Annotated in this window: 12 protein-coding genes; all 12 read left to right on the top strand. The window is 36.3% G+C overall.

What is annotated here, in order from left to right; genetic code table 11:
* Positions 1 to 108 precede the first annotated feature (108 nt).
* On the top strand, positions 109 to 1,467 hold the full coding sequence (locus BW964_RS01720) for a hemolysin family protein (RefSeq protein WP_076504199.1): 1,359 nt from the start codon (positions 109 to 111) through the stop codon (positions 1,465 to 1,467).
* Between the two features lie 12 nt (positions 1,468 to 1,479).
* Complete coding sequence (locus tag BW964_RS01715) at positions 1,480 to 1,785, top strand: ATP-dependent Clp protease adaptor ClpS (RefSeq protein WP_076504197.1); 306 nt, start codon at positions 1,480 to 1,482, stop codon at positions 1,783 to 1,785.
* A gap of 136 nt (positions 1,786 to 1,921) precedes the next feature.
* Positions 1,922 to 3,760: a T9SS type A sorting domain-containing protein gene (locus BW964_RS01710; RefSeq protein WP_076504196.1), complete on the top strand. Its 1,839-nt coding sequence runs from the start codon at positions 1,922 to 1,924 to the stop codon at positions 3,758 to 3,760.
* A 137-nt stretch (positions 3,761 to 3,897) separates the two neighbouring features.
* A complete protein-coding gene (udk, locus tag BW964_RS01705) occupies positions 3,898 to 4,512 on the top strand; it encodes a uridine kinase (protein ID WP_034745149.1) in 615 nt (204 codons plus the stop codon).
* 2 nt (positions 4,513 to 4,514) lie between these two features.
* The gene (locus BW964_RS01700) at positions 4,515 to 4,871 is read left to right on the top strand and encodes an FtsB family cell division protein (RefSeq protein WP_076504194.1); all 357 of its coding nucleotides are present in this window, start codon (positions 4,515 to 4,517) and stop codon (positions 4,869 to 4,871) included.
* A 205-nt stretch (positions 4,872 to 5,076) separates the two neighbouring features.
* Positions 5,077 to 6,240, top strand: a complete 1,164-nt coding sequence (locus BW964_RS01695) for a methylmalonyl-CoA mutase family protein (RefSeq protein ID WP_076504192.1) — start codon at positions 5,077 to 5,079, stop codon at positions 6,238 to 6,240.
* Between the two features lie 97 nt (positions 6,241 to 6,337).
* Positions 6,338 to 6,778 carry a DinB family protein gene (locus BW964_RS01690; protein WP_076504191.1) on the top strand — a complete coding sequence of 147 codons (441 nt, stop codon included), beginning with the start codon at positions 6,338 to 6,340 and terminating at the stop codon, positions 6,776 to 6,778.
* A 135-nt stretch (positions 6,779 to 6,913) separates the two neighbouring features.
* Positions 6,914 to 8,062: a class I SAM-dependent methyltransferase gene (locus BW964_RS01685; protein ID WP_076504189.1), complete on the top strand. Its 1,149-nt coding sequence runs from the start codon at positions 6,914 to 6,916 to the stop codon at positions 8,060 to 8,062.
* A 55-nt stretch (positions 8,063 to 8,117) separates the two neighbouring features.
* Entirely contained in the window at positions 8,118 to 8,780 is a 663-nt protein-coding gene (locus tag BW964_RS01680) for an OmpA family protein (RefSeq protein WP_076504188.1), read from the top strand.
* Positions 8,781 to 8,857: 77 nt separating this feature from the next.
* Positions 8,858 to 10,237, top strand: a complete 1,380-nt coding sequence (locus tag BW964_RS01675; protein ID WP_076504186.1) for a dipeptidase — start codon at positions 8,858 to 8,860, stop codon at positions 10,235 to 10,237.
* 138 nt (positions 10,238 to 10,375) lie between these two features.
* A complete protein-coding gene (locus tag BW964_RS01670) occupies positions 10,376 to 11,293 on the top strand; it encodes a T9SS type A sorting domain-containing protein (RefSeq protein WP_076504185.1) in 918 nt (305 codons plus the stop codon).
* Between the two features lie 280 nt (positions 11,294 to 11,573).
* Complete coding sequence (locus tag BW964_RS01665; protein WP_165789199.1) at positions 11,574 to 12,335, top strand: T9SS type A sorting domain-containing protein; 762 nt, start codon at positions 11,574 to 11,576, stop codon at positions 12,333 to 12,335.
* The last annotated feature ends 30 nt before the right edge of the window (positions 12,336 to 12,365 follow it).

Genomic DNA, 12,365 nt, shown 5'->3' with positions numbered 1-12,365 from the left:
CTTCTGTCCTGCCTCTTAGAAAATTACATTCCCAAAATATCTTAACCCCAATACAGGTTATTTTTATTTTATCTATCTTTGTACACTAAAATATTATACAACTTCTAAATGGACTCGGACATAGTCAGGCTTTTACTAGCCTTATTTCTTGTTTTACTAAATGGCTTTTTCGTAGCCGCAGAATTTTCAATTGTTAAAGTTCGTTACTCACAAATCCAGTTAAAAGCCGCCGAAGGTAATTCTATGGCGAAGCAGGCAGAACACATTATCAAGCATCTTGATGAGTATCTATCTGCAACGCAGCTTGGGATTACGTTAGCGTCGCTTGCATTGGGTTGGGTAGGGGAAAGCGCCCTTCACCATGTCGTAGAAAGTATTTTCCATTCTCTGAATGTTGAATTGGCTCAAACGACCATTACTACTATTTCAGTGGTAACCAGTTTTGTTTTAATTACTGTAATGCATATTGTATTTGGAGAACTTATTCCAAAATCAATTGCCATCAGAAAATCGGAAGCAACTACAATGGCTACAGCAGTTCCATTGAGAGTTTTTTATACGATCTTCAAACCGTTTATCTGGTTGATGAACCTGATGTCTAATACTTTTTTAAGATTAGTAAAGATCCATCCGGCTTCTGAACAGGAAATCCACTCTACCGAAGAGCTTCAGCTTTTGGTAAAGCAGAGTGCCGATAGCGGTGAGATTGAAGAAGAGAACTATGAGATCATCAAAAATGCATTTGATTTTACAGATCATTCCGCAAAACAGATCATGGTTCCCAGACAGAATATTACCTCCATTGACTTTGAAGAAGATATCAATGAGATTATCAATAAGATCATGGACAGCGGATATTCCCGTATTCCCGTATATCTTGACTCCATTGACAATGTAATCGGTATTTTCTATACTAAAGAAATTATCAGGGAATTTGTCAAAAGAAAAGGAGATCTTAATCATGAAGACCTTAAAGATCTGATGCGTGATGCATTTTTCGTGGTAGGAAGTAAAAAGATTTCAGACCTTCTGAAGATATTCCAGCAAAAAAAGCAACACCTTGCCATCGTTATTGACGAATTTGGAGGAACTGAAGGAATTATTACTTTGGAAGATATTCTTGAAGAATTAGTAGGAGAAATACAGGATGAGGAAGATGATGAAGATAAACTGGTAGACAAAATAGGAGATAACATCTATTGGGTTCAGGCTACACAGCCATTGGATGAAATTAATGAGCATCTGCCTAAAAAACTGCCCCTTTCCGAAGAAAGTGAGTACAATTCACTAGCCGGATTCATTCTTCATGAGCTGGAAGATATTCCCGAAGAAAATGACGAATTTGATCTGGAGAACTACCATTTCAAAATTCTTAAAATGAATAATAAGAGCGTAGAGCTCGTTGAATTAGTATATGAAGGCCCGAATGTATTAAGCGATCTGGCTGATAAATTAGGTGAAGTTTAAAGAGAGATAAGCATGATTTTTTATAACAGCATAAAAGATTACGAAGATCCAAAACGTCAGTATGAAGAAGAAGTACTGGTTTTGGATGATACGGACGAAGTATATAAGATTGTTCTTCATAATGATGACATTCACACATTTGACTATGTTATCGAGTGTCTGATTGAGATCTGCAAGCATACCCTGGAACAGGCAGAACAATGTACCATGCTGGTCCATTACAAAGGCAAATGCACGGTGAAAACAGGCTCACTGGATCTCCTGAAACCCATGCATGAAAAACTGCTTTCAAGAGAATTATCAAGCGAAATCGTATAATAAAAAACTCTGCCATTGGCAGAGTTTTTTTATTGAAACCATAATTTTTTATAAATAATACGCACTGATTGGTGAATAATTGAGCTAAATTTATTTATATTAGCAATTAATACATAGTATTTAAAAATATAAACAAATGAAACAAAAAATTACTTCACTGATTCTTTGTGGTATATTATGCTGCTCCGCATTACATGCTCAGGAATCTTCTTTTGAAACTCCTGCAAGAGGTTGGATCAAAGAAAACACAAGAAATTTAGGAATTCCGGAATTCACTGAACTTAAACTCCACTCAGTACGCAAGGGAAATACAGGAGAAACGCTGCGTTTCCAGCAGATGATAAAAGACGTTCCTGTTTTTCAGTCTGAAATTGTAGTCCATTTCAATAAAGAAGGCAAAATAAGCTACACAGGCACAGAAAATTTGAAGCATAATCTAAAAGAAGTCAATACTATTCCTTCTTTTCCTGCTTCAGAAGCGATTAAAAAAGCTCATATGGCTTCCGCATCAAAAGGACAAATTACCTATGAAGAAAATAAGCTTTTTGTTTATCTTACAGAATCAGGAGAAACAAAACTGGTTTACAGGGTATTGACCAGCTCCTTCGATAATCCCGGCAGTTGGGAGACCATTGTAGATGCAAAAACAGGTAGTGTCATCAGCATGAAAGATATTGCGGTGAAACACCATGACAAAAATGAGCCATCTCCTAAGAAAAAAGGTGAAAAAATAAAAGCAAAGAAAGCTTTTGTAACCGGAAGTGCCTATATTTTTCAACCGGACCCTTTATCTAAAACCGGATCAACTTATGCAGGTAACTTTGTAGATAACAACGACGCAACCAATGCCAGTCTGGATGCCGCAAGAACTTTAGTGACAATTCCTGAAATAGATCTTACAGGAGGAGTTTATACCCTAAAAGGGACGTATGCGGAGATTAAAGAAATAGAAGCACCTGCAAAAGGTATTTTTACACAGTCTACCAATCAGTTTTTGTTTAACAGAAGTGATGATGGATTTGAAGCGGCTAATGCCTACTGGCACCTTGATAACAGTCTTAGATACATCAATGTGACTTTGGGAATTGTTTGCAAACCATCACAAAACAACGGGGTATTAAGATTCGATCCACATGGTTTTAGTGGTTCGGATAATTCACATTATCTCACAGGAAGTGAATCCCTTGGATTCGGAGAAGGAGGGGTGGATGATGCTGAAGATGCCGATGTTATCCTGCATGAATTAGGACACGGAATTCATCACTGGCTGGCCGGAGGGATTTCCAATGCAGACGGTCTGAGCGAGGGATGTGGAGACTACTGGGCACATTCTTACAGCAGAAGCTTAAATCAATGGCCTTCGTCAGCTCCCGAGTATCAGTGGATGTTTAACTGGGACGGGCACAATCCTTTCTGGGCAGGAAGAATTACCAACACCACCATGACTTATCCCGGATCCGGATCTTACTATGATAAAGCACAGATATGGTCTGCTGCATTGATGAGGATATACGACAGGATAGGTAAAGAAAAAACAGATAGAGCATTTTTAGAAGGATTAGACCTGACAACTTCATCTACCAATCAACAGAATGCTGCTATTGCCGTAAGACAGGCAGCTATAGATATGCTGGGACAATTTGGGTTCAATTGCAGTAATATTACCGCTATGACACAGGAATTTACAGCAGCAGGATATGTTCTTCCGGAATATAGCTGTGTACTGAGTACCAAAGAAACGGTAAAAGAAAATCAGATAACAGTATATCCAAACCCGGTTTCTGACCTGCTATTTGTTATATTGAAAGGAAATAAAGAAGAAAAAGCCGAAATTTATAATATGGAAGGCAGAAAAGTAATGGAAACGACCATAGGAAATAACAGTAACAAAATTAATGTTTCAGATCTTCCGTCCGGAAATTATATTCTGACCGTAAAAGGAATAGAATTATCTGCAAAATTCATCAAGAAATAAAAAACCTAAAGAAAATCTTTAAAATCCGGTGTTTTGGCTCCGGATTTTTTTGTTTACACTAAATTCTGCAGGGATTGTTTTACTTGCATTCATCTAAAATAGTATATTTGTACCAACTATAAAGAAACAAAAAAAGAATGCTTGTAATAGGAATTGCTGGAGGTACAGGATCCGGCAAAACTACAGTTGTTGACAAAATACTTCAACAGCTTGATATCGAAGGAATGAATATCCTTTCTCAGGATAATTATTATCACGACAACCCGAATCTGACACTCACCGAGAGAGAAGCGCTCAACTATGATCATCCGAAGTCGATAGATTTTGATTTAATGATAAAACATGTGAAAGCTTTAAAAAATAATGAGCCCATAGAACAGCCCATTTATAGCTTTGTAACACATTCCAGAACAGGCGACCATGTCACTGTAGAGCCTAAAAATGTATTGGTAGTAGAAGGTATTCTGGTTCTTACGAATAAAGAATTATTGAAAGAATTCGATTTAAAAGTATTCGTTCATGCTGATTCAGACGAAAGATTAATCAGGAGGATCAGGCGCGATACCCAGGAAAGGGGAAGAGACCTGAGTGAAGTTCTTCACCGTTACCAAACCACCCTGAAGCCAATGCATCAGGAATTCATAGAACCATCGAAGAATGAAGCAGATCTGATCATTCCCAATATGAGACAGAATTCCGTAGCGATTGATTTTTTAACCACTGTTATTAAAAATTCGTTGAGAAAACATTAAAAATGGAAGAAAACAAACTTATCAAAGATATTCAGCCAAAGTCTGAAACTTTCAAAACGATCCAGAAATATGTTCTGAATAAGTATACCATTACCATCTGTATGTTTCTGGTATGGATGATTTTCTTTGATAAAACCTCTTTTCTTGTTATTAATGAACTGAATGGCGAAATCAGCCGATATGAAGACCAGCTGGAATACTATAAAAAGGAATATGAAAAAAATGATACTTTTTATAAAAAACTGATGAACAATAAATCGGAAAAAGAAAAATACGCTCGCGAAAATTATTTTATGAAAAAACCGGATGAAGAGATCTTCATTTTGGTGGTAGACAGTGCCAATGTCGCCAAAAAATAATTTGAAATGTGGATAATCAATTAGCTTCGCAATGAATCGTCAATCGTCAATTTTTATAGATTCACCATTGACTTGCGGAGCAAAAATTCAGCATTCACCAGATAAGTAATATAAATATCAACAGTGAATTGTCAATCGTCAATTTTTATAGATTCACCATTGATTTGCAAAGCAAAAATTCACTATTGACCATAAAAAATAGCCAATGTCCAATACAGATATTCTTCCAAACTGGGAAAACTTAGTCAAAAAGCAGCTTAAAACAGAAGATATTTATTCCATTCTAAAAAAAGAAAATTTGGAAGGGATTGATGTCAGACCCTTTTACAGTGAGGTTCATCAACCATTGGTTAACCTGCCGAAAGTTGAAGAAAGCACCCATTTGGTTGCAAGATATCATGAAAGTCTGGAAGAAGATGTTTTTGCTTTTATTTTAGACCACAATGTGGAGCATCTGGAAGAGAAGACAATTTTTGTTAATAATAAAGATCTTGCCGGACATATCAGTCCGAAAGAAGAAGATCAGTACTTCTCACTGATTGATGTTTTCAATGAAAATGAATGTACTATTGATGATCAGTTGGCCAAAGAACTTTTATCAAAAGATTTCAAAAGAAACATCTGCGTAGACATTTCACTTCACCAGAATGCAGGAGCAGCCATTTATCAGCAGATAGGAATTGCTTTGGCGAAAGCAAAAGAACTTGTTGAAGCGTATGGACCGGATATTCTAAATAAACTTATCTTCAGAACAGCCATCGGAGGAAACTATTTCTTTGAAATGGCCAAACTGAGAGCGTTTAAAATAGTCTTTAATCAGTTTTCAAGAGAGTACGGTTTCAGTGATACCCCTTATATTTTCGCTGAAACTTCTTCGCGAAATAAAGCGATTGCCGATAGCGAAAACAACCTTATCCGTTCAACACTAGAGTTGGCTTCTGCCATGATTGCCGGAGCAGATGCTGTTTTCAGTACGAACTATCTGGTTAACAGAAGTACCGATAACTCTGAAGAAATTTCATTTAAGCAGCAGATTGTTCTGGCGTACGAAAGCATTATTAATGTATTTGAAGATGCATCAAACGGAAGCTATTATGTGGAAGACATTACCCGTCAGATAGCAGAGAAATCATGGGCATTGTTCATTGAGATTGAAGAAGGTGGCGGTTATCTGGAACTTATGAAACAGGGAATTATTCAGAAAAAGATCTATGATCAGGCTGTTGAAGAGCAGAAATGGGTGGAAGAAGGAAAAATAAAGCTGATTGGAGTCAATTTGTATCCTAAATTGGACGTTAAAAGATCAATTGAGGAGATGTACAGCGAAAAAGAAATTAAAGCCGTACGTTGGGCTGAAATGTTTGAATAATTCTATTTCTTCCCGGAATTTATCGGCTAAAAAAATATAAAATCCTGCACATCTGTGTAATCTGCGGTTGTGGAATAAAGATAAACAAGTTTTAACAATGAAAGAAAAACTGATTGATTTATTTGAATACACCTATCATTTCAACAAAGAAATGATTCAGATAATTTCTGAAAACATCACAAAAGTTGATGAAAAAACAATCAGTCTTATCAATCATACCCTGAATGCCCAGCAGATATGGAACTCCCGGATCCTCGATGAGAAATCATTTGAAGTGTGGCAAACCAATCCCTTGGAGTCCCTTGAAGATATCAATCACCAGAACTTTCTGAAGAGTATTGATATCATTGACAAACTTGATCTTGATCAAAGGAAGGAATACCATAATTCAAGAGGAACAAAATTTGAAAACAGTATTTTTGAAATGCTGTTCCATGCCATCAACCATTCAACCTATCACAGAGGGCAGATCAATTCTCTTCTAAAACAAAACGGCATTGAACCTTTGCTCACCGATTATATTTTTTATAAGAGGTAAATTATATTGTTGACAGAGGTTGTTAGGTAATGAGTTCATTTTAATACAGATTATATTGATAAAAGTATAATGAGAAAAATAAATGGACTGATAAATTAATTAACAGGCTTTAAATCTGTGTTATTTGTGTATTCTGTGGGAAATAGTATAATAAAAAAAGAAGTTCAGGACTATATCAATGCAAATCTAACTACAGATTTGCACGCTTTACTCTTAAAAAAATCACCATTTCCAGACGTTTCCATGCTGGAAATTGTGCAGCAGATCAAAGGAAAACAAACTGCTCAGAAGAAGTTTCCGTTTTTGCTGAAGGAAGGGATTATTTTCCCGCCTCAGCTTAATTTAGAACAGGCTTCATCAGAGAAAACGGCAGAGTACAAATCGCAAATCCTCACAGGAAATAAATTGATAGACTTAACCAGCGGTTTTGGGATCGATGCGTTTTATCTTTCTCAAAATTTTAACGAAGTCACCCTGGTAGAGCAAAATCAGCCATTATTGAACGTTGTAAAACATAATTGGACGGTTTTAGGCCGGAAAGCAACATTTATCCATCAGAACTTGGAGGATTTTTTGCAGGCCAATAAAGACTATTTTAACAGCATCTACCTAGATCCTGCAAGAAGAGACAGCAACAAAAATAAAGTGTTTCTTCTGGAAGATCTTTCGCCTGATATTCTTGAGATCAGGGAAAAGCTTCTTGACAGTGCAGATCAGGTGGTCATAAAGCTTTCTCCTTTGATTGATCTGAAATATCTTGTTTCCGCTTTGCCGGGTATTTTCAGAATCGAAATTATAGCAGTAAAAAATGATGTAAAGGAGGTCGTTATCTTCCTTTCAAAAGAAAAAAAAGCAGGAATTCTAGTAAACTGTATCAATCTGGAAAGTGGAGAAACTGTTTTTACATTTACATTTGGGGAAGAAGAAAGCGCTCAAGCTGGGTATTCAGAGCCCGAAAAATTCATATATATTCCCAATAACTCTATTTTAAAAGCCGGTATTTTTAATCTGATTTCAGAAAGATTTGGGTTAAACAAACTTCATCCCAATACTCACCTTTATACTTCAGGTCAAAAGATCAATGATTTTCCGGGACGTGTATTTAGTATGGAAACAATTGAATCTAAGCAAATTAAAAAGAAGGAACAATTCAATATTATTTCAAAGAATTATCCCCTAAAACCGGAAGATATCAAAAAGAAATACGCAATAAAAGACGGGGGAAAGGACTACCTTATTTTTACACAATCCAAAAAAGGTAAAATTATTTTAAAATCAGTCTAAAAATGTTGCCGAAAAAAGTAGGATTGCTTAATTTTGGGGAATCAAAAATTTAAGCATGAGAAAATTAGTTATATGTTTAGCCATTGCAACTGTAGCTGTAAGCTGTAAAAAAATCCAGGCAGGAGGAAACAAGAATACTCTGAAACTGGAAGAAGGAATAGAAAGATATTCTGATGATCACCAGGGAGGTGAAGGTCATGGTCATGAAGCAGCAGCTGGTCACGGTTCTGAACATGCTGAAAAAAAAGCTCAGGTTTCTATTGATTTGAATGGTGTAGCTTTGAAAGGCTTTGCTAATGGAATGGAAGATAGTATGATCAAATACCTGAAATCCGGTCAGTATACAAGTGCAACTGAAGACGGATTGAAAAATACTTGGTACAATTTTGACAACGTAAATTTTAAAACAGGATCTGCCAACCAATTAGAAGCTGGTTCTCATGAACAACTGGACAACCTGGCTAAAATCTTAAAGGCCTATCCAGATGTGAAAATCAAAATTGGGGGGTATACAGATAAAACAGGTGACGAGGCTAAAAACCAAAAATTATCTCAGGATAGAGCTAATTTTATTAAAGCTGAACTTTCTAAACTGGGAGCTACAGCACAAATCGTTTCTGCTGAAGGATACGGAAGCCAGTTTGCTCATGTAGACGCAAAAGCTTCTGATTCAGAAAGAGCATCTGACAGAAAAATGTCTGTTCGATTTACCAAATAGTCATTTCCAATAAAGAAATATGAATGTCTTGCCCATGCAAGGCATTTTTTTTATTTTTAACAAAACAAATTTTTAAAATGCAAGAGACATTAAATTACATTAACGAAAACAAACAGCGTTTCGTGGATGAATTATTTGAGTTACTCAGAATTCCTTCTATTTCTGCAGATCCGGCTTATAAAAATGATGTATTGAAATGTGCGGACGTATGTGCAGAATACCTTAAAAATGCAGGTGCAGATCATGTTGAAGTATGTGAGACAAAAGGCTATCCCATCGTTTTTGGAGAAAAGATTTTGAATGAAAACCTTCCTACCGTCCTGGTGTATGGACATTATGATGTGCAGCCTGCAGATCCGCTGGATCTATGGAAAAAACCACCTTTCGAGCCTTATATTGAAAAAACGGAACTTCATCCTGAGGGGGCTATCTTTGCAAGAGGTTCTGCAGACGACAAAGGACAGTTTTTCATGCATTTGAAAGCTTTTGAGGCGATGATGGAGACTAATACTCTTCCTTGTAATGTTAAATTTATCTTGGAAGGTGAAGAAGAGGTGGGATCGGTAAGTCTTGGAGATTTCGTTAACGAAAATAAAGAAAAACTTTCTTGCGACTGTATCCTGATTTCAGATACCCATATCTACAGCAATGAACAACCTACTGTGACTACAGGATTAAGAGGATTAAGCTACGTAGAAGTTGAGATAGAAGGTCCCAACAGAGACTTGCATTCAGGTCTTTACGGAGGGGCTGTTCCCAACCCGATTCATGTATTGTCCAGAATGATCGCTAAATTGATAGATGAAGATGGACACATTACCATCGATGGATTTTATGACAATGTAGAAGTTGTTTCAGATGCGGAAAGAGCAGAGATGAACAAGCTGAAAGACAATCCTGAAGAGTTCAAGAAATCTATCGGACTGAATGGGGTAGAAGGTGAAAAAAGCTATACTACGCTTGAAAGAACATCCATTCGTCCTACCTTAGACTGTAATGGTATTTGGGGAGGATATACAGGAGAAGGCGCAAAAACAGTCATTCCTTCCAAAGCTTCTGCTAAAATCTCAATGCGTCTGGTTCCCTATCAGACCCCTGAAGAGATTACTGAAAAATTCACAAAATACTTCGAAAAGATTGCTCCAGACAATGTCAAGGTAAAAGTAACGCCACACCACGGGGGTATGCCTTATGTATTACCAAGTGACACTAAAGAATTCGTGGCCGCTAAACAGGCTATGGAAACGGCATTCGGTAAAGAGGTTCTTCCCTACAGAAGTGGAGGAAGTATTCCAATTACTTCTATGTTTGAGAAAGTACTGGGCGCTAAGTCTGTATTGATGGGCTTTGGGCTGGATTCAGATGCAATTCACTCACCCAATGAGCATTATGGTCTGTTTAATTTCTATAAAGGGATTGAAAGTATTCCATTATTCTTTGAGAATTATTCTAAATAATTAATTTTGTCAACAATATTTTATAAAGCGCTCCGAATTTCGGAGCGCTTTATGCTTTTTTATGATAATATCCCTATCAAATGATATTTTTTTACTAAATCTATGTGTTTATTTTTAATTCAACCTAAAAATAATGCTATGAGAAAAATTTACACTATCGCAATCTGTTTGCTGTCAACGATTTCCCTGGCACAACAGCTCATTTCATTCGAAAGTCTGGATGGATTTTATACAGGAGATATTCATACACAGGGAACGTGGATCAGTACGCCAACAGGGGATGTACCTCCCTATATACTCAATCAGACTATTTGTACAGACAATGCAACGGACGGGATGAATTCCCTGAAGATTGTAAAAGAAAACACCTACGGAACGCAGCCTGTTCCGATTATCGGAGCATTTGACAACCTTCCAATGATGCTGCCTCACAACAATTTTACAGTTTCTTTCGATATCAATATGTCACAGCTTAATGGTTCAGTTTTTAGTTTCCAGGGATTAAGCAGTGCAGAAGAAAAGTATGTAGTAAGGCTTGATTTTGATAATACTGGAAATGTTAAAGTCCTGAAATCATTTTCAGGCACTTCCGTGATGGAGGCTACATCCGGAACTTGGCAGCCCAATCTCTGGTATAGACTTACCGTGATAGGAACTTCAGCAGATGTTAAATATTATCTGAACGGAATTTTAATTTATTCCGGTACAGCAGCAGAATCAATGGGGATGAACCAATTGCGTTTTGTACATGATAATGCAGATGGTACAGCTTATATTGATAATCTTAAGGTATATAGTGAAGCCTTGTTATCTGCATCAGATATTGCTTTGGATAAGAAGAAGTTTGCCATATATCCTAATCCTGCCTCGGATTTTATAACGATTAGTTCTCCGGATAAAATAAAAAGTATCGGAATGTATGATTCTGCAGGAAAAAAAGTGCAGATTAAGCTGGAAAATAATAAAGTAGACATTGTTCAGCTGCCTGCTGGAGTATATCTTGTGAACATAAAAACAGAAAATCGTAATTATTCTGAGAAATTCATCAAAAAATAATGACAAAGATTTTATAAACCATGAATTTGCAATGATTTTTACAATATATCATTAATTGGTGAATTTTATTGTGTTTTAGCGATTTTGTAGTTAAAATATTTATCTGGTGGTAGATTTATAGAAAAATAATTTTAAACCTGTTTTTATTGTAAAACCTTAAAATTAATACATTAAAACAGATTGAGTTAAATTGTTGCTATATATCTTTATTTTTCATTGATATTTTTTTTAATTAGAGTAAATGTTCTATATTTACGGCTGTTTAATTAAAAAAAATATCATGAAGAAAATTTTACTTACTGGATTAATAGCGATAAGTGCTTTAGCATTGGGTCAGGCTACAACTACCATTCCTACTTTTACAGCAGGGGGAGCGTCATTTGCTGTTTTGCATAACAGTGGTCAGCTGCAAGGTACATTGACCAGTGTGTCATTGAATGCTACTTTATCTGCACAAACAGGAACGACTTGGGCCAATGATTTAACCATCATTACTATGCCAACAAGTGCATTAAGTGGAACTCCTATACTTCAAGTTGGAGGGGACAGTGATTTCGGCGCTCTTGAAACAGGAGCATGGACTACCGGAGGATCAAGTACAATAGGAACAGTATTAACAGGTACTTATACACTTGATACTCCCATTAACTTTACTTCTAATCCTTTATACAGTGTACGTATAGGTAATGGCTATGCCAATGCAAACCCACCGACAAATTCTGGGACATGGACCAATATAACGGCTACATTAAACGGAGTTTCTACATCGGTTTTGGGTACAACAGAAATTACAGAAAAATCTAACGTTGGAGTAACTGTATATCCCAATCCTGTAGCAGATGTAGTGAATGTAACATCAAAAGATTCTAAAATCAATTTGGTGAGTATTGTTGATATAACTGGAAGAGCAGTGAAAACCGTACTAAGCAGTGATAAGAAGAATGATTTGTCTATTAACGTATCTGAATTAAACGCTGGAAATTATATTTTGATCATCGATACAGAAAAAGAAAAATTCAGTAAAAAATTCATCAAAAAATAATACCTGATAAATCTTATATCAGTACAACGC

Origin of the sequence: Chryseobacterium shigense (assembly GCF_900156575.1) — a bacterium.
GTDB lineage: Bacteria > Bacteroidota > Bacteroidia > Flavobacteriales > Weeksellaceae > Chryseobacterium > Chryseobacterium shigense.
The sequence above is the reverse complement of the archived record's forward strand: the minus strand, read 5'-3'. Positions and strand labels throughout refer to the sequence as shown.